The following is a 22,880-nucleotide window of genomic DNA, read 5'->3' as shown; positions in this document are numbered from 1 at the left end:
CGTCTGTGGCCTGCGGGCCGTCGTAGAAACAGCCCGTGAGCCATTCGGGATACGGCGTGGGGATGAAATCGGGACTGGCGCTCATCACGACACCTTCTTCAACAGGGATACGACGGCCTCGCCGGTGCGCTGCATGGCGCACTCGACCTGCCCGATCAGCGTCTTCTTCACAGTGACGTCGTTGACCAGGCTGTTGTGCAGACGCGGCAGTTCGCCGGGATCGATTCCATCAAGCAGGTCGGCCGCGTCGGATTCGGTGCGGTGATTTGCGCGGACAATGGCCTGGACGATGGCTTGCGGGTTCACGTCGAGTTCGCCCGCAGACGAGCGTTGCCGGGCTGTCACGTCGATCTGACCCAGCCACTCATTCAGATACGAGATGCGCAGGTCTTCGGGCATCGCCGCAAGGATTGAGCGCTCGAAGTTAGCCGGCATGAAGTTGCCGTCCTTCGTGCGGTCGTCGAGCCAGCGAAAGATGCGATCCGCGGCATTCTTCGCGCAAGTGAATGCGTCTCCCGACATGTCGAAGTCAAGCTTCGGCAGCTTGTCGCCGCCCCATGCGCGGTGCGCTTCGACAATCAGCAGCGCGACCGATTCGCGGCTGCCTACGCGGGCCTTCCACGCCTCGACGTGGTCAGACAGGATCGCCAACTTCGTTTTCTGCGATTCGATTCGCATGACCGTTCCCTTAAGGGTAAGTACTATCCGTCTAAACAAAAACGACACGTTTGACGGGGTAGAACAAAAATGACAACAAGCGCGAGAGACCATTGCGCCGTTAGTACTGCGAATGTCAGACCGGTAGGCCATCCATCCAAACCGGCCGCAGACGCGGCGCCGCTTACTTCGTTGCTTTGGCTGGTCCTGCTGAGTCCGCTTGCAGTTCGCGGAACAGCACGGCCGCATTCTTCATCGCCTCCCGGACACGCTCCACGCTGTGACCATCACGCAGCATGTCGATTGCCATTGCTCGAATCTCCTTCTGTACCGCCGCCGTAAGCGCTACTTGCACCACTCTCTCCTGTTGCTGGTGGGGTCTCCGTCCTCTGGCAGAATCTTGGCTCCCACACCTTGAAGCTGACCTGAACGGAAACCCCATGAACGACTACTCAGAACTTGACGTTGCTGTTGCCAACCACTACGTATTGGGCGCGCTTCTCAACTACTTGGATGGTCCGTTGCCTGACATGCGCCGCGTCCTTACCAAGGCATTGAGCGCGGCTTTCGAGGGGTTGTCCGATGATGAACCTACTCACGAGCAAGCCAAGCGGTCCTTGAGGATTGCAATCGACCACGTCAAAAGCGGCGACGAGACTCAAAAATTGACTCTCGTACCGAAAGAGTGACCTGTCGATGTAGGTCCAAGTCGACCTTCTGCTGCTTGGCTCGGACGTCAAGCGCCGGACGAATCAGCCACAGGACGACCCGTGCATACAGACACTTGATTCCCATTACGCAGCCTCCGCATCCGTCATGTAGATCTCATCGAGCGTGGCCTTGATGCCCTTGCTTCGAGCGAACTGAACGAGCCGCTTCGCGACCTCAACCGACAGCGTGATGTCACCGCGCTCGCTCTGCGAGATCGTCGACTGAGTGATGCCGATCGCCGCCCCGATTTCGGCTTGCGACAGCGCGAGACGCTTGCGAAGTGTGATTAGTCCGTTCATGCAGTCATATTAGTCCGACTGCTAACTATTGTCAACAGCCTGACTGCTTGATTAATATTAGCCATACTTATATCTTTCCGCCATGCCCGCGAAACCACTCACCCCGTCCCAACTAAAAGATGCGAAACGCCTCGATCAGCTTTTTCATCGTTGGCAGGATCAGCGCGCGGCCGCCGGCTTAAAGAAGTCGCAGGAAGTGGCCGCCGGAGAGCTCGGGATTGGTCAAAGCGGCTTCAGTCAATATCTGAAGGGAAAGATCCCTCTCAACCCGGACAAACTCATGGCCTTCTCGAAGCTCTTTGACGTTCGTCCGGAGGAGATCAGTCCGCAATTGACGAGTGAATTAAGAGACAAAGGCCTGCTCCCCTTAGCAAAAGAAACGGGGGACGTCAATTCTTCAAAGAACGCTGAAAACGGTGTTCAGTTCAGTCCATCGACGACGCACCAAGGCGGGAATACTGGAAACTTACAGATGAGAACCGAGACGGGAAACGTCCCGGTCCCTCTCCAGTATTCCGTAGACAATTGGAACGTCCGGCGCGTATTTGTTGTTGGGCGCGCGCAGGGCGGAATGCCTGAGAGACTTTGGACTGACGGGGACTACCCAGTGGGAGCAACAGACGAGTTCGCGGAAATTGCGACAACGGATCCGCACGCTTTTCTATCGCCTATCGTCGGCACGTCGATGTCACCGCGGTACAACCCAGGCGAGTTTGCACTCGTCGAGCCGGGCACCGAGCCTGAGTTGGAAGACGACGTACTTGTGCGGCTGGCAACCGGCGAAACGATGTTGAAGCGGTTGATTTCACGACGAGGCGGCATCACGCTGGCGTCGTACAACGAGCCTGGAACACTGCTTTTCAAAGAAGCTGACATCACTTGGCTCTACTACGTGGCGCACCCAGTGCCCGCGAGAAAAATCAAACAACGAATGTAACGAGGGAAAGGTTGAGATGATTCCGGATATAGGCCTCATGATCGGCCTCTACATCATTACCCGCATGATCGTCGTCGTCGTCGACAGCGGCCGACGCAGCGTGTCTCGCCTGTTCGCCGGCGGGACGATCCTCGCCGCGCTCATCTGCATCGTCGATCTCATGTCGAAGGGCAGCTCTGTGCCGCACGTGTAGAGAAGTCGAGCAGGTTCATGCAGGCTGCGCATCGCTATCTTTAATTCCTTTTGAAACATTGAGGCTTGACCGTGTTGAACGACGAACTTCGCTGGACCAAAACGCAGATGTTCGAGGCACTCCGCACCTACCAAGCCGGCTTCGGCGAGATCCAAGCGCACATCGACGAAATCTCCGCAAAGCTCAATAAATCAGGCCTTACGCCGGAACTCCGGACGTTCCTTGACCAGCTCCTCGGTACGATCGTGGCTACCACAGTAGACGTCTCTTCGTTGCTAGATGAGTGAGCGGTGCTGTCTGCGATGCCCATTTTGAACTCTGCGTATGGATACTGACCGGCCAATCGATGCGACCGTCTTCGCGGAATACGCGGAAAAAGTGGGCATCCACATCGCGGAATGCCCATCATGCCATACGAAAGATCCTGGGATGATCGTGCATGACAATGGAGCAGCATGCACGTCCCTCGCTTGTGCGAAGGGCACAGGCATCCTTTCATCCGCGCTTCCCGTCGTGACCGTAGAATGCGCGGTTTGCGGATACCTTTGGCTCTACAACCGCCTGAACGTGATCGCTCGATTGAGGAATAGCTGATGGGTCAGGTTCGACAGTTCACCACGGTGCACAGGCCGGTTGACGGGGGCAGTGGGAACGGCAATGATGGCGGCATGGACGATCGTCTGAAACAACTCGAACACGCTGTTGCCATTATCGAAGCGAAGCTGCCTGACCTCGCGACGGATGACGGGGTCGATGCACGCCCGTCCAGAGCCGAAACTAAATTATCTTGTGGGTTGTAGGGGCCGTCATCGCGACCGGCATCGCAAGCCGATTTATGACGCCACCCGCCGCGCCAACACAATCGAGCCCGCCGATCGTAATCCAGGTTCCAACCTCCACGACGACCACACCTCCGGCTGCCGCGCCAGCCCAGAAGTAACTTCTGCCCGCGCCATCCAAATCCGCTCCAGCGGTTTTTTGTTGCCTGCCGCTGGCGAATCGCACGCCTGCCCACTTTTTGTCCACGCGCTCTTTACAACGCGAATTCCATGCCGATATAAGGGGTATGGAACCGAAGCTGGTACCCCTGCTGGTGAAGCCAAAGCTTTTGATGACCGACGCGGAGGTCAGTCATCTGCGTCTTGCCGTCTCGGCCGCACTTCGTGAGCCAAATCCGACATTGCCCCGAGCATATTGGCGCCGACGCATAACCGACTTGCTCGATTCTGCCACCCTAATCCCAAGTCAAATGGCTATCTTGACCGATCTGCTCGCACAGATAGACAACGAAAGCATCTAGAGAGGCAGCGGTATCTGTGCATGTTGCTGTGGATCATCCACCGCCGCTGCGCTGTCCAGCTGCACCCCCTCAATCGCCAGATCAATGCTCTCCCAACTTGTCTCGACCAGTCGGCGCGCCCATGCTAGTGCGGCGAGCTCTGCGGCTGTCGGCGTAGTGAGAATCACGGGCACCGAATACCGCGCCGCCACTGGACTCTCATTCGCGTGCTTGCGTACGTGTGAGAAGTCCACTATTGCTCTCCAGGCGCCGTTGTAATCCTCGGTCGAACACTTCACGTAATAACCGCCGATCCTTATCATGGCGACCTCCGCTCGTATTTCTCTTATGATAGGCGGCGGTTTCGAGGGTAAGTGACGATTTACAAAAGGTTACTGTTAGCTTTGTAATCAACAGAGCACTGGGTAAATTTGTGATGCGACCCTCAGATAATGTCGTCGAGGCGAGCACCGACTCTCTCGGGTCCTTGCGGCTGCTAGCCTAAGTTCACCGTAATGCTGGCCTCAGCCCAGCAGCCTTTTTCTTGTCTTTCGACCTTGCCTTCTGTGATCCGCTTTATATACTGACTTCGCGACACCCAACTTTCTACCCTTCACGGGGTAGCCACGTCCCGCCATCGGCTTCCCTTGGCGGGATTTTTTTTGCCTGCGCCCCCTACCCGGAGGGATAACGACGCTTTTATGGAAGTATTTAGTCCGGACGTTCACCAATTTGCGCCCACGCTACTTGGGCGTAAATTCAGTTTGCCTCCGAGGGCAACAAACTGGCAAACAGAGCCGGCATCAACATAAAATCACTTGAGAACGCCTGCGTCTTCGCAGGTTAAGCCCGCCGAGCGCGGGCTTTTTGTTGCCTGAACACAACCAACACTTCCCTTCCCTCCCTTGTTACAAATTACCCTAGCGAATTATTAGTTGGACTGTTGACTTATAAAAGCAGTCGGACTACTATACCCCCATGCGCTCACCCGCCATTAGGGAGACAGTCATGGTGAAGCTGGCAGTGGTAAGCGTCGGTCTCGTCGTAGGCATCCTGGCGACAGTGAGTGGCATTTGGCTGGTGTCGATCTGACGAGGCCGCGCACCGCCTGGGCGGAATGCGATCGTTCTTTAAGAGTGCCAGCGCGCGGAGACCCGCAGGGGAGGAATCCGCCGGCCACCGGCCACGAGAGTGCCGGATGTCTCACCAGTGCGCCACGCGATGACGCAGCGGTAAGACAAGGAGATCGACATGAATCGTGTTTTGAACGACAACGCCCTGCTTCGCGACGTCGAGCGCTTGCAAGACGTGCAGACGATCTACAAGACGATCGGCATGGCCACCGCGACATTCATCGCAGTCGGCTTCTGCTGGTTCCTTTGCGTGGCAGTGCCCGCCAAGGCTCTGTGGCAATGAAGCTCTGGCAGATCTGGGGCGTGACGCTCATCGTCGTGGCCGTATTCCTCGCCCTCGACTCAGAAACGTCGCACCGCAACGCTCAAATGGAACGCTGCGCTCACACGCGCTGCATCTGAATCACCCTCCCAAAAAGGCTCACCATGTTTTTAATCTGCATAGGACTGCTTATCTGCGCGGCCATGGCGTATTTGCTGGTGCGCGGCGCTGATGAACGCCTGGCTGACATCGAGCAGCGCAAGAACCGCATCCAGTGGCCGGCAGGGAACTGAAACCCCAACAGAACGCCGCGCGCCACCGACGCCAGGCGTGACAGGCCGGAGAGTCACGGCCAACAAATTCAACCACACGATCGGAGGATCGGATGAAGAAGGCTTTCACGCAGACGCTAATGGAGTTGCGCGGCGGCGCAGTCGTCGAAGAAGCGACGAACGAACTGAACACCCTCGTCGCGATGGTCCGCGACACCGGCAAGGCAGGAAAGATCACGATCACCGTCGAGGTGAAGCCGTTCGCCAAAGTCCAGGACGCGCTCGAGGTGACCGGCAAGGTCATCTCCACCCTGCCGCGCGAGAAGGAATCGGCTGAAGTCTTCTTTCCGACCGTCGAGAACAACCTGTCACGCCACAGCGAGCGCCAGACCGAGCTGCCCGGCATCTCGCTCGCCGATTCCCGCTCCGCCGCCCACGGCTGAGCAACACGTCCATCCACCACTGAGAAAAGCAGATGATCAACGCATTCCACGACGAACGAGATGTCGCAGCAATCCTCGGTGCGGGCACCGCGCTCGCAGGTCCGCAGAAGAGCCCGTTGCCCGATGGCGTGCCGTACGCGGTCGTGCCGGAAGGCTACAAGCTCGAGCACATCTTCGAACGCGACGAAAGCCCCGCGCGTGCCACCGGCACCGTGAAGCTGCGCGACGCTGCAAGCTTCATCGCGTACTTCAACCGCCAGAAGCGCGCCGAGAGCCTCATCTACGCGTCGCTCGACCCGGCGCGCATCCTCGGCGTGATCGACGACCACCGCGCGTATGGGTCGCTCAAGGATGCGCACGATGGAGCCAACTGGCGCGCGTACCGCGTCGAGTTCCCGGTGCCCGCCTCCCGCGAGTGGAAGACGTGGACCGGCAAAGACCGCCAGCCGATGGGCCAGCTTGAACTCGCGGAACTGATCGAGGACAACCTGCCCGACATCATCAGCCCGGACGGCTCGACGATGCTCAGCATCGCGCTCAACTTCGAAGCCAGCAAGGAAGGCAACTTCGTGTCGGCAGCGCGCCTCCAGGACGGGAGCACGAACTTCGTCTGGAAGGAAGACGTGAACGCCACTGGCAACAAGATCGCGATGCCGTCACAGATCACGCTCAGCATCCCTGTCTTCGAGAATGGCGCGCCGTACTCGATCGACGCGCGGATCAAGTACCGCATCAAGGATGGCGTGCTGAAGATCTGGTACGAGCTGATCCGCCCGCACAAGGTGCTCGAAGCCGCGTTCCGCGCAGTCTGGGCGCAGCTCGAAGAGCAGACGGCCACGAAGATCCTGCTCGGCACGCCCGAATAGATCTTCCGGCTAAAGAACGAGAAAGCGGGCTGGCCTTATGTCCTGCCGTCTGGGTTAGAACCGCCGTCAGGTCGCGGCCGCTTGCACGGCGATGGATGCAATCTCCATTACCCGTTTCAAAGCTTCTCGCTCGTCAAGGCCCGCATCCAAGAAAGATTGGATGCGGACCTTCGCGGGACGTGACTTCCCAACTGAGATTGTCGCTTCGCCTTTTCCGGGAACCAACGCGACGATGATCAGCTTTCCGGCAACAAGGCTTTGTTCGTTCGGCGTGGCCATCGTTCACCCCAAGTTCGTTGAAAGGAAATCCTAGCATGAAAGAACGTCCGATCCTTTTCAGCGGCCCGATGGTGCGCGCTCTGCTCGACGGTCGCAAGACGCAGACGCGGCGCGTCGTGAAGCCGACCGGAGCGCATCACATCTTCCAGTTTCGCGGGAAAGATGAAGCGCGCGGCGCCGACGAGCCCACCGGCGAATGGGCTTGGTGCAGCGCCGCGAACGTCGTAAGCAATCACATCCGCTGCCGATATGGGAAGCCCGGCGACCGCCTGTGGTTGCGCGAGACGACGTACGACGTCGGGCGAAATGGATACGTCGGGCCGGTGTTTGTCGAATCCGAGGCAGGCGCGAACGCTGCCGCGTGGGGCTGGGGCGAGTCGGACGACCCGGACTTTATCGAGCCTTACGAGCTGCGCAAGCGGCCCGCTATCCACATGCCGGGCGCCATGTCGCGCATCACCCTCGAAGTCACCGGCGTGCGCGTCGAGCGCCTCGACCAGATCACCGAGGACGACGCCCAAGCCGAAGGCGCGCCGCCGGCGTGGCTGGATGTCGACGGCGAGACGGTGAACATTGGCCAGCCCACCTACCGTCAAGGCTTCGCGCGTCTCTGGCGCGACATCAACGGCGATGTGTCATGGGCCTCCAATCCGTGGGTCTGGGTCGTCGAATTCCGACGCGTCTAGCCGTGCCCCCTCTCGATCATCTGGTCGAGCATACGGCGGGCCAATGACAGTGCCTCTTCCTCCGCAACGGCCTCGGAGGGCGCGAAGAAACCCGAGTTTCTGCGAAGCGGAAGATCGCCCGCTTTGAATTCCCAGTCGTAGCGACTACCCAGCTTTTTGACCCACACATCGATCGTGTGACCTTTGTATTTATGAGTCGACATGTCTGTCTCCAAGATTTCGCGGAATCCTAGCATGGGCGAGAAAAGCAAAATCGAATGGACAGACCACACGTTCAATCGACATTCACTGCAAACCGACGACGACAACTCGGACACACGAGCGCATACGAACTGCCCTCGGTACCCGTGATCTTGAAAAGCGGCTGCTCGCTACGTCGATCGAGTAGGCAGTGCGGACAGGCGATGTTGCCCGACAGCCACCACCGAGACTTGAACTCGTCTATCTCTTCGGCCGAGCGGCCCTCCTTTCTGAGCTCAAAAAGGAGCGAATGAAAACTGTCTTGAGTACTCATTCCCTGCTCGCGGTGGGGAAGCTGGTGTTCAGCACCGACGATCGGACGGTCTGTTCCAGCTAGCCGTCAACTCTCTTTGCGCGTCGACGTGCGTCTATGGCACCGCCTTCATATGCCTCTTCCTCGGTTTCGAAGCGAAGGTGGCTGTCAAACCGGCTTTCGACTCTACGCGCGCCGCCATGTTCGATCTCGACGACTGTGTATGTGAAACCACCGTCCCGTAACGGCTGTACGGAGATTTGAATTTCGAGGGTGCCGACTCTGATCGGATCGCGTGACATAGCAGGCTCCGGATTTAGGAGCAAATCGTATCACGTCGACTTACCAAGTTTCGGCGCTTGTCGCCGGATAACACATTACGAGAACACGCATGAAACGTGACCTGATCTCTTTGCCGCTCGACCTCGGCAGCGAGCTGATCGTGGACAACTTCGCCGGCGGCGGCGGCGCGAGCACTGGCCTTGAGCGCGCGTTCGGCCGCCCGGTCGATGTCGCAATCAACCACGATCCCGAGGCACTCGCGATGCACGCGGCGAATCACCCGCACACCGCGCACCATTGCGAGAGCGTGTTCGACGTCGACCCGGACGAGATCACAGGGAATCAGCCGGTGGCGCTCGTCTGGCTGTCGCCGGACTGCAAGCACCACTCGAAGGCCAAGGGCGGCAAGCCGGTCGACAGGAAGATTCGCGGCCTGGCGTGGATCGCGCTGCGCTGGGCGGCGAAGGTCAAGCCGCGCGTGATCATGCTGGAGAACGTCGAAGAGTTCCAGCACTGGGGCCCGCTCACGCCCGAGGGCCGGCCGGATTCGAAGCAGCGCGGCCGCACGTTCCGCTCGTTCGTGAACGCGCTCCAGCGCCACGGGTACCGCGTCGAGTGGCGCGAGCTGCGCGCCTGCGACTATGGCGCGCCGACGATCCGCAAGCGCCTGTTTCTCGTCGCGCGGCGCGACCACCTGCCGATCGTCTGGCCGGCCCCGACGCACGGCGCGCCGGCGAGCGCCGGTGTGAAGTCCGGCAAGCTGCAGCCGTGGCGCACCGCGGCGGAATGCATCGACTGGTCGATCCCGTGCCCGTCGATCTTCGAGCGCACGCGCCCGCTGAAGGACGCAACGCTGCGGCGCATCGCGCGCGGCATCATGAAGTTCGTCGTGAACAGCGCGGACCCGTTCATCGTCCATCTCACGCATCACGGCGCCGACCGCACAGCGAGCATCGATTTCCCGCTGGCGACGGTGACCGGCGCCCACCGCGGCGAGCAGGCGGTGATCGTGCCCACGCTCGTGCAGACGGGATACGGCGAGCGGCCCGGCCAAGCGCCGCGCGTGCCGGGCCTGGACAAGCCTCTCGGCACGATCGTCGCCGGCGGCGCGAAACATGCGCTCGTCGCGGCCTTCCTTGCGAAGCACTATGGCGGCGTCACTGGCACGCCCATCGACGTACCGGCCGGCACGGTAACGACCGTCGACCATCACGCGCTCGTGACGTCGAATCTGATCAAGCTGCGCGGCACATGCCGCGACGGCCAGCCGACGGACGAACCGCTGCACACCATCAGCGCCGGCGGCATGCACCACGCCGAGGTGCGCGCCTTCTTGGTGAAGTACTACGGCAACGAGAAAGACGGCGTCGACCTGCGCGAGCCGTTGCACACCGTGCCCACGCACGACCGGTTCGGCTTGGTCACCATCCGCGGCGAGGACTACGCGATCGTCGACATCGGCATGCGCATGCTCACGCCCCGCGAGCTGGCGCGCGCGCAAGGCTTCCCGGACAGCTACGTGCTCGATCCGCTGTTCAACGGCAAGCCGCTGTCGAAGACCTCGCAGGTCCGGATGATCGGCAACAGCGTCTGCCCAGACCTGGCCACAGCACTGATCGTCGCGAACTTCGCGCATGAAAAGCAAATTTCTGGAGTTGCAGCATGAAGGGATGGATCGATCAATGCCACTTCGGCGACTGCCGAGACACGATGCGCGCGATGATCGCCGAAGGCAGGAAGGTGCAGACGATCGTAACGAGCCCTCCGTACTGGGGCCTGCGCGACTACGGCGTCGATGGCCAGATCGGTCACGAGCCGACGCTGCGCGAGTTCATCGACACGCTCGTCGATGTGTTCGAACTGTGCCGCAAGCTGCTTGCCGATGACGGTACCGCGTGGGTGAACATGGGCGATGCATACGCTGGATCATGGGGCGCGCAGGGGCGCAACGGCCAGATGTCCGATCGCTCGATCATCAGCGCGCGGCAGATCACCGAAGCGCAGAAGCGCGTCACCGGTACCGGCTCGCGCTGGCGCACGGATCTGAAGCCGAAAGACCTGATGGGCCAGCCGTGGCGATTGGCGTTCGCGCTGCAGGACGCGGGCTGGTATCTGCGGCAGGACATCATCTGGAGCAAGCCGAACCCCATGCCGGAGAGCGTGCGCGATCGTTGCACCAAGGCGCATGAGTACGTGTTCCTGCTTTCGAAGAGCGAGAAGTATTTCTACGACGCGGAGGCCGTGAAGGAACAGGCGGTATCCGGCTTAGAACCCCGCGGCGTTGGCTTTGGATTCGGCACTGACGCGGAAGAACGCGGCCGCGAGCGCGTGAAGCGTGTCCCGTCCGGATGGGATACGAGAGACGGCGGCCATCGCGAAATGACCGGCCGGTACAAGGGGCCGGGCAACAAGACGCATCGCGGCGCGGATGCCTACGAAAGCGGCGATGAGCATCACAGAACGAAGGCCGGGCTCGTCGACTACGCATCAAAGGTGCGCGAGGCCGGCGGAGCTGACCTGCGAAACAAGCGTTCGGTCTGGACGATTCCGACGCAGTCGTTTGACGGAGCGCACTTCGCGACCTTCCCGGAAGCTCTCGTCGAGCCGTGCGTGCTCGCCGGGTCTCGCCCAGGTGACGTCGTGTTCGATCCGTTTTTCGGCAGCGGCACGACAGGACAGGTAGCGCAGCGTCTCGGCCGTCGCTTCATCGGCTGCGAATTGAATCCGGAGTACGAGCAGCTTCAGCGCGATCGCCTACGCCAGCTAGGCCTGATGCTGGAGTCGGCATGACGCATTACCGCCGCCATTGCCAAGGAGAAGCATGATGGCCCGACTGAATAAGGCGGACCGCGAGGCCGTGCGCACGATGTTCGGCGGCCGGTGCGCGTACTGCGGCGCCGAGCTCTCCGAGCGCTGGCACGTTGACCATGTCGAGCCGTCGCTGCGCAAGCTGGAAATCGTCCAGACCGCCCGCGGCGCGCAGTGGCGAGCCGGCGCTACCACGCGCCCCGATCGCGATGTACTGACGAACTACATGCCCGCGTGCCCGCCCTGCAACATCGACAAGCACGCGATGTCGCTGGAGAACTGGCGCGGCAAGCTGGCGCGGACCATCCAGGTGCTGACGAACAACTCGCCCACCTTTCGGCACGCGCTCAGGTTCGGGATGCTCCACGTTCTGGAAGCGCCAATCGTGTTCTATTTCGAGCGCTGCGCAGCACCGCGCGCGCCGATCAAAGGGGAAAATTGAGATGAAAAAATTGATTCTGGCCGCGTCCTGCATGGCCGTGCTCGCTGGCTGCAATGACGCAGACATCGCCTCGAGCAACCTGTCCAAGGCTGCCGACAACTTCCAGATCCAGCGCCGCATCGTGTTCTACAACACGCAGAGCGACACCATCATGCTGACCATCGAAGGGCTGTGCTCGCTGGGCAACCAGGACAAGTCCGGGGAATTGTCGGTCGTGTGCAAGACCGGCCCAACCCGCTTCCACAAGGAATTCCTCGGGCTGTCGCGCAACGTCACCTACGTTGTCCAGCAGCTCGAGGATGCGTCCGTGAGCGACTACCACTACAAGGCGGTCTGGAAGCCGGCAGTACTGGTGCCGAACATCGAGATCAAGTGAGCGTCAGTGCAGGCGTGATGGTCTGAGTTGCTCGAACGGCGGCTCGAGGATCGCAAGCAGGTCGATGTGCGTGTATCCCGGAGCGCGGGCCTTCACCAGCGATTCGAAGACGGCCTGATGCGCATGGCGATGCACGCTGTTGTCGTCGTCGTATTCACCGAACTGAGCCGCGATGATGGTCTCGGCATCCTGGTCGGAGGATTCAAGGATATGGGTTGCTTGGCTCTTGTTCATGGCCACTGTATCGGCACGCTTGGGCAAAACTTTAGGAAGTGAAATGCAGAAGCAATTCAACGAATTCAATGCGCGTGGTGCGCTATTTTGAGGGAAGCGAGATGAAGATTAGGCTTGACGAATGGCTGAGGCGCGAATTCGATCCGCCTCCCGCGATCCGCACGGCCCGGCAATGGATCCGGGACAAAAAGATCTTTCCAGCGCCAGAGAAAGTCGGCCGCGCATATTACGTCGACGAAAAGGCGGTTTTCCGCAACGCGATCGAGACCCCGCGGCTCGTCCACAGGGCTTTTGGTTATGGCAGCTAGGCCTCGCATTCGCCGCCGGGCCAATTGGCCCGCGAATCTGCACGAACCTCGTCCGGGATACTACGTCTGGCGCGACCCGAGGACGAAAAAGAGCATCACGCTCGGCTATATGCCGGTCGAACAAGCTATCTTCGAGGTCGTCGAAGCGAATGCAAAGCTCAAGGAGCTTGCGCCGGGGAAGCGGCTTGTCGAGCGCATGAATGACACGGGGGAGACGGTAGCTGACTTGCTGCTAAAGATGTCGAATGCCGGCGTGGCGAAGGCAACTATCGACCAGCGCAAGTATCTGGACCGTGCCATCAAGGCGCGCCTTGGCGACATTGCGTGCTCGGCACTGACTACGAAGCACATCGCCGAGGTCTTGGAGTCGTTCGAGGCTGCAGGGAAGATGCAATGGGCCGCGAACATTCGAAGCCGACTGCGCGCGATTTGCCGGCGGGGTATGGCTCTTGGGTGGATGGACAAGAACCCCGCAGAAGCCACGGATCGCGCACGCATCAAAGTTCAGCGCCAAAGGCTGACGCTCGAAGCGTTCAACTCGATCCGCGCAAAGGCAGGCGACGTGGCACCCTGGCTGGAGAACGCTATGCTGCTAGCGCTCGTGTCTGCCCAAGACAGATCTACCGTCGCCCGGTGGGAACGCGCCTTCGTGAAAGGGAATATGGCCATACTTGAGCGGTCCAAGACTGGTGCGCGCATCGCCATTCCTATTGAACTGCGGCTCGACGCGATCGGAATGTCACTCTCGGATGTTATCGCGCGTTGTCGCTCAACCGGGGTTGTAAGCAAATATCTGATCCATCACGTGCGCCGTCAGGGGCCGACGAACGTCGGCGACCCGGTGCAGCGAGGCACGATCAGCACGCGCTTCGCCGCCGCCCGGAAATTGGCCGGCATCAAGGGAAAAGGCGCGCCGAGTTTTCACGAGATCCGTAGTCTCAGCAAGCGTCTCTACATCGAGCAAGGCAACGTCGACACCAAGGCGTTGCTCGGACACAAGTCAGACACGATGGCCGACCTTTATGCGGACGTGCGTGGAGCAGAGCCTGTGAAGGTACGCATTGGCCCTACCTAATTTTAAACAAATAGTGAACGATTTTTGAACAATCTAAGCTGGGCGGGCGTTTGGAGCCGGAAGTACATGCCGCCGGTGTAGGTGTTCGCGCCGCTCAGCGTTTCGACCCCCGCGCCATTCTTGACGATGCCGCCCGTGCCGCCGATCGCACCGGCAAACGTGCCGTTGTTGCCGTCGCCGAATGCCAGCGTGTTGGCGCCGAGACCGATCGTCGATCCAACTACGCCGTTCAGACCGCCAATCGACTGCGGCCCGCTCGCGCCGCTGATGTCGAAGCCCGAACCCAGGCCCGTGAGCGTAACCGCCCCGTTCGACGCCAGACTACCGCCCGCGCCCAGCGCCAGCGTGCCGGCGCCGATCGTCGTCCCGCCGGTGTAGGTATTCGCGCCCGTCAACGTCTCGGTGCCCGTGCCCGCCTTGGTGATCCCGCCCGTTCCGCCGATCGAGCCGCCGAAGATCGCGTTGGCGCCGTTGCCGAACGTGAGTCCGTTCCCGCCCAATGCCACCGAGGTTCCCCCGACTCCGCTCAGCGCGCCAATCGTTTGCGCGCCGGTCGCGCCGCTGAGATCGAACGATGCACCCGCGCCCCCCAGATTCACCGCGCCCGTCGATGCCAGGCTGCCGCCCGCTCCTAGCGCGAGCGTTCCGGCGTTGATCGTCGTGCCGCCGGTGTAGGTGTTGGCCGCAGTGAGTGTTTCGGTTCCCGTACCGTTCTTGACGATGCCGCCCGTGCCGTTGATCGTGCCGGCGAACGTGCCGTTGCCGGCATCGCCGAATCCCAGCGTGTTTGCGCCGAGTCCGATCGTCGAGCCCGCCACGCCGTTCAGCGCGCCGATGGTCTGCGGCCCGCTCGCCCCGGCGATGTTGAAGCCCGAGCCTGCGCCCGCGAGCGTCACCGCGCCGGTCGAGGCCAGACTGCCGCCCGCGCCCAGAGCCAGCGTGCCGGAATTGATCGTGGTGCCGCCGGTGAAGGTGTTCGCGCCGGTCAGCGTCTCGGTGCCCGTGCCCGCCTTGGTGATGCCGCCCGCACCACTGATCGCGCCGCCGAACGTGGCGTTGCCGGCATCGCCGAAGGTGAGCCCGTTGTTGCCGAGCGCAACCGACGTCCCGCCGATCCCGCTCAACGCCCCGATGGTCTGCGGGCCGCTCGCGCCCGCGATATTGAACGCAGCGCCCGCGCCGTTGAGATTCACCGCGCCCGTCAAGGCCAGGCTGCCTCCCGCGCCCAGCGCGAGCGTGCCGCCGCTGATCGTCGTGCCGCCGGTATAAGTGTTCGCGCCGGTCAGCGTTTCGGTGCCGGTGCCGGTCTTGGTGATGCCGCCCGTGCCGCTGATCGCGCCGCCGAACGCCGCGCTGGTCGCGCCGCCGAGACTCAGCGAATTCGCCCCCAGCAGCACTGACGTTCCGCCGATACCGCTCAGCGCGCCAATGGTCTGCGCGCCCGACGCGGCGCTCAAGTCGAACGACGTGCCCGCGCCCGCGAGATTCACCGCGCCGGTCGGCGCCAGGCTGCCGCCCGCGCCCAGCGCGAGCTTGCCGGCGTTGATCGTGGTCCCGCCGGTGTAGGTGTTCGCGCCCGTCAGTGTTTCGGTGCCCGTACCACTCTTGACGATTCCGCCTGTGCCGCTGATCGTGCCGCCGAAGGCGCCGTTGTTGGCATCGCCGAACGTCAGCGTGTTCGCCCCGAGTCCGATAAGAGAACCTGCCACGCCGTTCAGCCCGCCGATGGTCTGCGGCCCGCTCGCCCCCGCGATATTGAAGCCCGCCCCCGCGCCGGTGAGCGTCACGGCGCCGGCCGGCGCCAGGCTGCCGCCCGCGCCCAGCGCCAGCGTGCCGGCGTTGATGCTGGTGCCGCCGGTGTAGGTGTCCGCGCCCGAAAGCGTCAACGTGCCTGTGCCGTTCTTCGTGAGGCCACCTGTGCCCGACATGACGCCCGAGAGCGTCGTGCCGTTCGTGCCCTGCACCGTGAGGCCGCCCGTGCCGAGCGTCACCGCATTGCCGACCGTCAGGCCCGCGGTTCCCGCCTGGATCGTGCCGCCGGTCGACGTGATCGTGCCGGTGCCGAACGCGCCGCCATCATTGAAAATGGCCGTCGAGCCGCCGAGGAGCGTCGTGTCCAGCACCGTCGAGGCGCCGTTGAGCGTCCAGGTGCCGCTGTTCAAGCCGAGATGCTGGAAGTTGATGTAGTTCGACGTATTGATGGTGCCCGTCGTCGGACCGCCCCCCGCCTGCGTCAGCAAGAGCGTGTTGTTGCCGCCCGCGCCGCCGTCCACGATGCCCGGCACCGCAAAGCCCAGCGACAGCCCCGCGACACCCAGCACGTTCAGGCTCGCGCCGGGCGCGGTGCTCACCGACGAGCCCGTCTGCGCCGTGAACGTGTTCGTGGTTCCCGCACCCATCGACACGCTGCCGTTGATCGTGCCGCCATTGGTGAAGGTGTTGCCCGCTCCCGAGGTCGGCGCCTGAAACGCGACCCGTCCGTTGATCGTGCCGGTGTTGGTGAAGTCCGTGCGCGCGCCGCCGTAGGACGCCACCGTGGCTGCGTCGTTGGGAATCAGGGTGACGCCAAGCAGCGCCGTCGTGCCCAGCGTGCCGCTGTTGTTGATCGTCGTGGTGCCGCCCGTGCCGTTCTGCGCGACCAGCGCGAGGCCGGTCAGGTCGGCGAGATTGACGCCGAGCAGGCCCGTCGTGCCCCTGATCGTGCCGGCATTGGTGACGCTCACGTTGTTCGCCGACGCGTTGCCCACCACCGCGCCCGTCGCCAGCACGCTCAGGACGCCGAGCAGCGAGGGATCGATGGTGCCGTTGTTGACGAGCGTCGGATTGGCGCCGGACATGCTGAGCGCCGTGCCGAGTCCTGGAGTGAGCGTCGCGCCGGACTGGACGGTCACCGTCTGCTGCGGCGTCGTGCCGACAAAGGCGCCATTCGCGCCTGTGCACGACACCGAAGTCGTGCCGAGACAGAGCGCTTGCGCGTCAGTGCTCGCCAGGCTGGCGATTATCGCCAGGGAGAAAGCGATGAATAGGGGAAAGGAGTTAAACCAACCGAAGCGCGAAGATGCGACCAGATCATTTTTTCTTGCAAAGCTGTATTCGACGGCCATCGTCAGCTCCGGCTTGCGTGCATTGTCGACCGCTCCCGGTGTGGCGGGAGCGGTTTTCAGGCGCACGCAGTTCTCTCAGGTTTTGAGCCGACGAAGTGGTCCTTTTAGCACGGGTTTTGGAAACGTTTGCGCTGTTCCTCAGGCTTACGGCGCTCCTGTCTCACACCCGCTTCAAAAAAAGCCAGGACTCATCCTTCGTCGAGCTTCTCTTTAACGGCTAAGCGCAAGCATAGGCCACCCTCTCTTTCGCCTCCAAGCTCAGTTGTCTCTCAACGCACGCCTTCGGCAGAAAAATTATTCTCCTGAAAGCAATGTTCATATCAATCAAACCTTATTATTGTTTCGATAAACGAAATCGTCCGACGCAATTCGCTTTCAATTATCGGGTTTCATTCTTTTTGCATCCCCGTTTTCTTCAGGCGCGAAAGGATTGAGCAAAAGACAACAGGCAGAAAAAATAACCCGCGATAATGCAGGCAATCGGCAATTTATGTTGTGGAAGCAGTCCGTATTCCAGTTAATCGGACTCGATTCAATCTTTTAATCGAGAAAGTTAAATCGATATCATTGAATCCGGAATGCCGCACTGCCGCATTCATGCCTGTCGACCCGTTAAACGAGCATTGGCTCATTGCATTACGGCTGTGCCGCGGTCCGGTTGCCAGCAGCGCAGGCTGAACATCGGGACGACGCCATAGGCGTGATCGAGCATGTCGGACTGAAGCGCTTCGTAGCGCTCCCAGCGGATTTCCGCGAGATACACGCAGATTTCCAGCGCCAGCACGGGCGCCGCCGACTGCACCTGGCGTATCACCACCGGCATGTCGCGCCGCACCGCCGGATGCGCCCTGAACCACGCGCCGAGATAGCGGCGGTACAGCCCGAGATTGGTGCGGCGTTCGTCGTCGGGCACGGCGAGCGGAAGGTCGAACGCCTCATGCAATTGCGCGAGCAAGCGATCGTCGGGATAGCGAATCGTATCGACATCGAAATGGATGGCATGCCGCAACCGGCGCGCGCCTGCTTCCGTCATCCCGCGCCAGTTCTTGACGCTGTTCGCCAGCAGCACCTGGCTGGGCAACATCACGATGGTGTTGTCGAAGTTGCGGACCTTGATGGTGTTCAACGCGATATCGATCACCGTGCCGTCGGCGACGAAACCCGGCACCTCGATCCAGTCGCCCACGCGCAGCATGTCGTACGCCGCGAGCTGGATGCTGGCGACGAAGCCCAGCAGCGAATCGCGGAAGATGATGATGAGCAGCGCGGTGATCGCGCTGAGGCCCGTCAGCAGATAGACCGGCGAGCGTTCCAGCACGATCGAGACGATCGCGATCAGCGCGACCAGATAGACCACGATGGTGGCGATCTGCAGAAAGCTCTTGATGGGCCGCTCGCTCGCGGACGGAAAGTGGCTGTAGCGTTCCTCGATGCTGTCGCGCAGCGCGAGCGCGGCGCGCACCAGCGTCACGACCATGAAGCATGCAGCGAGGATGGCGAGCGGCTGCCCGAGCGCCGGGATGATCGGAAAGGTCAGCCCGGTGAGCAGCGGCGCCGCCCAGAACACGATCGCCGCGGGCACGAGCGGCGCGAGCCGGTGAAACACGCGATGACGCTCCGCGGCGACCAGCCACTTGCGCCCTTCCTTGCGCGCGAGCCGGCTGACGATCATCAGCATGATCCAGCGCGTCAGGTAATAGCAGACGGTGCTTGCGAGCAGGATGCCCAGCAGCAGCGCGACGACCAGCAGTGTCGCGACCATCCAGCTGTCCGTGGAGACGTGGACCTGCCAGTCAGGGCCTCTTTCGATACGCAAGTTACCGAACATGGACGCTCCAGGAAGGGGGCGAACGCTGTCGCCATGCGCGGCGGGTCCGCCCGATTCCTCAGGCCATTCGAATGAGAATTGACGCGCCGGGTGCGGCGCTCATTGTAGTGGGGTTATTCAGGCGTGCGGAGCGCGCCAGGCCGCATTGAAGCAGAGAATCCGACGAACGCAGCGTGTCACGCCACCGAAGCCAGCGCGAGATCGATGCCCGATTGCCGGATGCCGGTCGCCGCGGCGGGGGCGAGGCCGTCGTCGGTGATCACCTGGTCGAAGCGCTCCAGGCTCGCGACCTTGTACAGCCCGACCGTGCCGTACTTGGAACTCGCGACCGTCAGCACGGTGCGCGATGCGGCGTCCATGGCCGCGAGTTTCACTTCCACTTTCGGCGCCGAGGGCGTGGTCACGCCGCGGCGCAGATCCCATGAACTTGCCGAGATGAAGGCCACGTCGAGCACGACCTGACGCAACGTGGCCGCCGCCAGCGTGCCGACGCTCGACAGGTTCTTGTGATCGAGCTGGCCGCCGATGTGGATGACGTTCACATGCTGCGCGCTCGCGAGTTCGCGCACGATCTCGAAGTCGTTGGTGACGACCGTCATGTTCGAGAGTTCGGCGATATGCGGCACGAACGACAGCATGGTGGTGCCGGCATCGAGATAGATGGACATGCCGGGGCGCAGACCTTCACAGGCGCGGCGCGCGATGGCCTGCTTCTGCGGCTGCTCGACGACCGCCTTCGACTGATGGCTCGGCTCGGTGTTCAGGTGACTCGCAATGCGCACGCCGCCCGGCACCGTATAGACGAAGCCGGCTTCCTCCAGCGCGGCGATGTCGCGCCGCACCGTCATGTGCGAACAGTTGAACGATTCCATCAACTGATGCACGGAGAGCACCTTGTCCCGGCGTAGCTGACGCAGCATGGCCTCGCGCCGCTGATCGGGAATCAGCGGGACTTCGGCGGGATCGGGTTTGGCTTGGCTCGACATGAAGGGTTCTGGGTTGGGCGTCCCGCGTGACGCACTGCGCGCGCGGCGGGTCGCCTATCTTAGCCGATGAACATATTGATGAGCAGCACGCCGCCCAGTCCCACCAGCGACTGCACGCACAGCATCAGCGTCCAGGTGCGCAGCGTCTGCGCCACCGTCAGCTGGAAATACTCCTTGAAGAGCCAGAAGCCGGAGTCGTTCACGTGCGACAACATCACCGCGCCGGACGCCGTCGCCAGCACCATCAGTTCCGGCGAGACGCCCGGATGCGACATCAGCAGCGGCGCGACGATGCCCGACGCCGCAACGGTCGCAACCGTCGCCGAGCCGACGCACACGCGCAGCAGCGCCGCGATCAGCCACGCCAGCACGAGCGGGCTCACGGCCCACGTCGCTGTATGAGAAACGATGATCGTGTCCAGATGGATCGACGTCAGCATCTGCTTGAAGCCGCCGCCCGCGCCGAGAATCAGCAGGATCGCCGACAGCGGTGCGATGCCCTTGCTGATCATCTTCTGCATGTCCGCCAGCGGGAAGCGTCCCTTGATGCCCAGCGCGAAGAACGCGAAGATCACCGCGGCGAGCAGCGACAGAATCGGGTCGTTGAGCGACTGGAAGAACACGTACTGCCCGGTGCCCTTCACGCTGTAGTCCATGCCGAGCGTGCCGATCAGCATCAAGGCCGGCGGAATCAGCAGGCACAGCACGGACAGGGCAAGCGAGACTTCGCCGGTGCTTTCCGTGTCGGTGCGCGTGCCGCCCGGACCTTTCGCGAGATCCGGCGCCGGACCAAAGAAGCGGCGCGCGAGCGTCGTGAAGAGCGGACCGGTGATGATGGCCGCCGGAATCGCGATCATCAGGCCGTACAGCAGCGTGAGGCCGGTGTTCGCGTGATACGCGTTGACGGCGAGCGTCGGCGCCGGATGCGGCGGCAGCAGACCGTGCGACACGTACAGGCCGGCAGCGAGCGGCAAGCCGATATACAGCAGATGGCTGCCGGTGCGGCGCGCGATGGTATAGACCAGCGGCGCGAGCATGATGAAGCTCACGTCGAACAGATGCGGCATGCCGATCAGCAGCGCCGCCGCGCAGACCGTCCACGGCGCGAGCCACAGCGGCCGCTTGCCGACGAACGCATTGGCGATGCGGTCCGCACCGCCCGTGCCGATCATGATGCCGCCGAGCACCGCGCCCAGTCCGACCACCGGACCGGTACGCGCGAGCGCGCCGCCGAAGCCCTTCGTGAAACTGTCGATGGCATGTTCCGGCGTCACGCCTGCAGCAAGGCCGAGTCCGAGCGCCGTCAGCGTCAGCGCGATGAACGGACTCAGCTTGAACCGCGCAATCAATACGATCAGCACGATGATCGCGATCACCGCCATCGTGATCGTTCCAAATTCTCCCCGCATGGTCTCCCCTTCCTTCTGTTTCAGTGTGTGTTGTAGCCCGCTACGCCTATTCGCAGCCCTCTTCCCACGCGCGCAGCAGCGCTTCGTCCGGGTTGCGCAGGTCGGCGATGGTGATGAGTTCGCCTGCCTTCACATCGCGGGCCAGTGTCGTGTGGGCCGCGAGATAGAGCGGCGACACGTCGCCGGGCGCGCGGCTGCGATCGAGCAGCACGGCTTGCACGCCGGTCACGTCGTGATGATGGCCGCCCATGTGCAGCACCGAGCCCGCGGCGATATCGACGTTCGCGCGGCCCGCCAGCACGACGCACTGCGCCGGCTTCGCGGCGCCCGAGGGCCGGCCGTGCAGCACGGCATCGAGCAGCGAGATGGGCGTTTCGACGCCCATGAAGTGATACGGCAGATACATGCACGCGTAGCGGCCGTTGCGGCTCACCACGTGGCCCTTCTGCGCGAGCAGTTCCCAGGTCGGCGCGTCGAAGGTGCGTACGACGACGAACACGCCGCCCGCGAAGCTCGCTTCGTCGGGACGGCGCAGCATGTTGAACACTTCGATGACGCCGCTGCGCGACAGCACGCCGCCGTCTTCACGCAGCGCATAGATGTCCGCAAGTTCGGTGGTGCGCGCAACCGGGTAATGCAGCAGTTCGACATCCGACACGAGATTCGTGTTGGTCGCGACCACGCTCATTTCGCAATAGTCCGCCGTCGCCGAGGTCTTGCGGCCGCGCAATGCCTCGCGGCGCGCGGCGAGCGTCGCGGCGATGTCGTCGCCGAGCGTCATCAGGCCAGCGAGTTCCGGCGCGGGGAAGGTCTGGTCGAGTTGCGTGACGTTGCCGGTGTCGGCATCGAACACGAGATCGTATTCGCTCGACTTGCCCGCCGCGACCACGTCGAGGCCCAGCACGCGCGCCCACGTCACCCAGCCGATCAGGTTCGACGGCTGGTCGCCGTCCGCCGTCGTGTACACGACGCCCTGGCGCTCCGCCAGCCGCGCGAGCGCGACGCCCGCGACCGAATCGACCTCCTTGCTGACCATCGCGACGTGGCGCTTCGCTTCGAGCGCCGCCACCGCCACGCGATAGCCCACCGACGGATTGCCGGTCGCCTCGACGAGGATGTCCCATTCCGACGACGCCAGCAGCGCGACATCCGCAACCAGCGCGATCTGGCCGGGCGCGAGCGCGGCAACGCTCGCTGCGTCCGTGCATTCGACGAGCGACGCTTCGGCGAAGCCCAGTTCGATACACATCGCGCGCAGGCCGGGAACGTCGAGATCGCACAGCGCGGCGGGCACCAGCCGCTCGATCAGCCGCGTCTGCGCCAGCAGCGTGCGGGCAAAACCGCCCTTGGCGCCGGTCAGCGCGTAGCGCACCGGCTGGACTGTCTGGGCCGGCGACGGCGAGGCGAAGAGAAGCTCGAAATTCATCTTGGGATCCGCGCAAAAAGGCGTGGCCGGCAGATTTTTCCGCCGACGACGGGGAAATAAAGGAAAAAAAGGAACGCGGACAACGTCTACGT

General features: G+C 62.4%; 26 protein-coding genes and 1 pseudogene. 16 read left to right on the top strand and 11 right to left on the bottom strand.

The window, feature by feature from the left end; all coding sequences use genetic code 11:
* Positions 1-84 precede the first annotated feature (84 nt).
* Both QCE69_RS22655 and QCE69_RS22650 read right to left on the bottom strand, forming a co-directional pair.
* Positions 85-810, bottom strand: a complete 726-nt coding sequence (locus QCE69_RS22655) for a hypothetical protein (RefSeq protein ID WP_309933126.1) — start codon at positions 808-810, stop codon at positions 85-87.
* Positions 811-841: 31 nt separating this feature from the next.
* Complete coding sequence (locus QCE69_RS22650; RefSeq protein ID WP_309933125.1) at positions 842-967, bottom strand: hypothetical protein; 126 nt, start codon at positions 965-967, stop codon at positions 842-844.
* A 130-nt stretch (positions 968-1,097) separates the two neighbouring features.
* On the opposite strand from QCE69_RS22650, the gene QCE69_RS22645 reads away from it, so the two are divergent.
* Complete coding sequence (locus tag QCE69_RS22645) at positions 1,098-1,346, top strand: hypothetical protein (protein WP_309933124.1); 249 nt, start codon at positions 1,098-1,100, stop codon at positions 1,344-1,346.
* Positions 1,347-1,451: 105 nt separating this feature from the next.
* Here the strand turns inward: QCE69_RS22645 and QCE69_RS22640 are convergent, their stop codons facing one another.
* Complete coding sequence (locus QCE69_RS22640) at positions 1,452-1,667, bottom strand: helix-turn-helix transcriptional regulator (RefSeq protein ID WP_309933122.1); 216 nt, start codon at positions 1,665-1,667, stop codon at positions 1,452-1,454.
* An 82-nt stretch (positions 1,668-1,749) separates the two neighbouring features.
* Here QCE69_RS22640 and QCE69_RS22635 point away from each other — a divergent pair, with 82 nt between their 5' ends.
* From QCE69_RS22635 to QCE69_RS22605, 7 genes are all read left to right on the top strand, one after another.
* Positions 1,750-2,604 (top strand): S24 family peptidase, encoded by an 855-nt coding sequence (locus QCE69_RS22635; RefSeq protein ID WP_309933121.1) that lies wholly within the window; start codon positions 1,750-1,752, stop codon positions 2,602-2,604.
* A 37-nt stretch (positions 2,605-2,641) separates the two neighbouring features.
* A complete protein-coding gene (locus QCE69_RS22630) occupies positions 2,642-2,797 on the top strand; it encodes a hypothetical protein (protein ID WP_309933120.1) in 156 nt (51 codons plus the stop codon).
* A 71-nt stretch (positions 2,798-2,868) separates the two neighbouring features.
* Positions 2,869-3,084, top strand: a complete 216-nt coding sequence (locus QCE69_RS22625; RefSeq protein WP_309933119.1) for a hypothetical protein — start codon at positions 2,869-2,871, stop codon at positions 3,082-3,084.
* A 2,243-nt stretch (positions 3,085-5,327) separates the two neighbouring features.
* The gene (locus QCE69_RS22620) at positions 5,328-5,492 is read left to right on the top strand and encodes a hypothetical protein (RefSeq protein WP_309933117.1); all 165 of its coding nucleotides are present in this window, start codon (positions 5,328-5,330) and stop codon (positions 5,490-5,492) included.
* The gene (locus QCE69_RS22615) at positions 5,489-5,611 is read left to right on the top strand and encodes a hypothetical protein (protein ID WP_309933115.1); all 123 of its coding nucleotides are present in this window, start codon (positions 5,489-5,491) and stop codon (positions 5,609-5,611) included. Before QCE69_RS22620 ends, QCE69_RS22615 begins: the two co-directional genes overlap by 4 nt.
* Before the next feature lie 245 nt (positions 5,612-5,856).
* The gene (locus tag QCE69_RS22610) at positions 5,857-6,186 is read left to right on the top strand and encodes a hypothetical protein (protein WP_309933114.1); all 330 of its coding nucleotides are present in this window, start codon (positions 5,857-5,859) and stop codon (positions 6,184-6,186) included.
* Between the two features lie 32 nt (positions 6,187-6,218).
* On the top strand, positions 6,219-7,052 hold the full coding sequence (locus tag QCE69_RS22605; RefSeq protein ID WP_309933113.1) for a YfdQ family protein: 834 nt from the start codon (positions 6,219-6,221) through the stop codon (positions 7,050-7,052).
* 66 nt (positions 7,053-7,118) lie between these two features.
* On the opposite strand, the gene QCE69_RS22600 is transcribed toward QCE69_RS22605, so the two are convergent.
* Positions 7,119-7,331, bottom strand: coding sequence for a hypothetical protein (locus tag QCE69_RS22600; RefSeq protein WP_309933111.1), 213 nt, complete (start codon positions 7,329-7,331; stop codon positions 7,119-7,121).
* A 35-nt stretch (positions 7,332-7,366) separates the two neighbouring features.
* Here QCE69_RS22600 and QCE69_RS22595 point away from each other — a divergent pair, with 35 nt between their 5' ends.
* The gene (locus tag QCE69_RS22595) at positions 7,367-8,017 is read left to right on the top strand and encodes a hypothetical protein (protein WP_309933109.1); all 651 of its coding nucleotides are present in this window, start codon (positions 7,367-7,369) and stop codon (positions 8,015-8,017) included.
* On the opposite strand, the gene QCE69_RS22590 is transcribed toward QCE69_RS22595, so the two are convergent.
* Positions 8,014-8,220 (bottom strand): hypothetical protein, encoded by a 207-nt coding sequence (locus tag QCE69_RS22590; protein ID WP_309933108.1) that lies wholly within the window; start codon positions 8,218-8,220, stop codon positions 8,014-8,016. The genes QCE69_RS22595 and QCE69_RS22590 overlap by 4 nt on opposite strands.
* Before the next feature lie 681 nt (positions 8,221-8,901).
* On the opposite strand from QCE69_RS22590, the gene QCE69_RS22585 reads away from it, so the two are divergent.
* From QCE69_RS22585 to QCE69_RS22570, 4 genes are read left to right on the top strand one after another with little or no spacing between them, the layout of a single operon-like run.
* On the top strand, positions 8,902-10,458 hold the full coding sequence (locus QCE69_RS22585; protein ID WP_309933106.1) for a DNA cytosine methyltransferase: 1,557 nt from the start codon (positions 8,902-8,904) through the stop codon (positions 10,456-10,458).
* Positions 10,455-11,582 (top strand): site-specific DNA-methyltransferase, encoded by a 1,128-nt coding sequence (locus tag QCE69_RS22580; RefSeq protein ID WP_309933104.1) that lies wholly within the window; start codon positions 10,455-10,457, stop codon positions 11,580-11,582. The genes QCE69_RS22585 and QCE69_RS22580 overlap by 4 nt, the downstream gene beginning before the upstream one ends.
* Positions 11,583-11,613: 31 nt before the next feature.
* Positions 11,614-12,042 carry an HNH endonuclease signature motif containing protein gene (locus tag QCE69_RS22575; protein WP_309933103.1) on the top strand — a complete coding sequence of 143 codons (429 nt, stop codon included), beginning with the start codon at positions 11,614-11,616 and terminating at the stop codon, positions 12,040-12,042.
* A gap of 1 nt (position 12,043) precedes the next feature.
* Complete coding sequence (locus tag QCE69_RS22570; protein WP_309933102.1) at positions 12,044-12,418, top strand: lipoprotein; 375 nt, start codon at positions 12,044-12,046, stop codon at positions 12,416-12,418.
* 3 nt (positions 12,419-12,421) lie between these two features.
* Here QCE69_RS22570 and QCE69_RS22565 read toward each other — a convergent pair whose 3' ends face one another.
* On the bottom strand, positions 12,422-12,652 hold the full coding sequence (locus QCE69_RS22565; RefSeq protein WP_309933101.1) for a hypothetical protein: 231 nt from the start codon (positions 12,650-12,652) through the stop codon (positions 12,422-12,424).
* A gap of 68 nt (positions 12,653-12,720) precedes the next feature.
* Here QCE69_RS22565 and QCE69_RS22560 point away from each other — a divergent pair, with 68 nt between their 5' ends.
* The 3 genes and pseudogenes from QCE69_RS22560 to QCE69_RS22555 all read left to right on the top strand — a co-directional run bounded on the left by QCE69_RS22560 (position 12,721) and on the right by QCE69_RS22555 (position 14,035).
* Complete coding sequence (locus tag QCE69_RS22560; RefSeq protein ID WP_309933099.1) at positions 12,721-12,960, top strand: excisionase; 240 nt, start codon at positions 12,721-12,723, stop codon at positions 12,958-12,960.
* A pseudogene (locus tag QCE69_RS39580) lies at positions 12,950-13,066 on the top strand (phage integrase Arm DNA-binding domain-containing protein); the annotation flags it as partial. The gene QCE69_RS22560 and the pseudogene QCE69_RS39580, both read left to right, overlap by 11 nt.
* 3 nt (positions 13,067-13,069) lie before the next feature.
* Entirely contained in the window at positions 13,070-14,035 is a 966-nt protein-coding gene (locus QCE69_RS22555) for a tyrosine-type recombinase/integrase (RefSeq protein WP_409021238.1), read from the top strand.
* A gap of 2 nt (positions 14,036-14,037) precedes the next feature.
* On the opposite strand, the gene QCE69_RS22550 is transcribed toward QCE69_RS22555, so the two are convergent.
* The 5 genes from QCE69_RS22550 to QCE69_RS22530 all read right to left on the bottom strand — a co-directional run bounded on the left by QCE69_RS22550 (position 14,038) and on the right by QCE69_RS22530 (position 22,788).
* A complete protein-coding gene (locus tag QCE69_RS22550) occupies positions 14,038-16,980 on the bottom strand; it encodes an autotransporter-associated beta strand repeat-containing protein (RefSeq protein WP_309933095.1) in 2,943 nt (980 codons plus the stop codon).
* Between the two features lie 787 nt (positions 16,981-17,767).
* On the bottom strand, positions 17,768-18,967 hold the full coding sequence (locus QCE69_RS22545; protein WP_309923318.1) for a mechanosensitive ion channel domain-containing protein: 1,200 nt from the start codon (positions 18,965-18,967) through the stop codon (positions 17,768-17,770).
* 176 nt (positions 18,968-19,143) lie between these two features.
* Complete coding sequence (locus tag QCE69_RS22540) at positions 19,144-19,953, bottom strand: DeoR/GlpR family DNA-binding transcription regulator (protein ID WP_309923317.1); 810 nt, start codon at positions 19,951-19,953, stop codon at positions 19,144-19,146.
* A 59-nt stretch (positions 19,954-20,012) separates the two neighbouring features.
* Complete coding sequence (locus QCE69_RS22535; protein WP_309923314.1) at positions 20,013-21,362, bottom strand: gluconate:H+ symporter; 1,350 nt, start codon at positions 21,360-21,362, stop codon at positions 20,013-20,015.
* Positions 21,363-21,408: 46 nt separating this feature from the next.
* Positions 21,409-22,788 carry a homoserine dehydrogenase gene (locus QCE69_RS22530; RefSeq protein ID WP_309933094.1) on the bottom strand — a complete coding sequence of 460 codons (1,380 nt, stop codon included), beginning with the start codon at positions 22,786-22,788 and terminating at the stop codon, positions 21,409-21,411.
* Between the last annotated feature and the right edge of the window lie 92 nt (positions 22,789-22,880).

The sequence above is a fragment of the Caballeronia sp. LZ032 genome, assembly GCF_031451315.1.
In the GTDB taxonomy this organism is placed as follows: domain Bacteria; phylum Pseudomonadota; class Gammaproteobacteria; order Burkholderiales; family Burkholderiaceae; genus Caballeronia.
The sequence above is the reverse complement of the archived record's forward strand: the minus strand, read 5'-3'. Positions and strand labels throughout refer to the sequence as shown.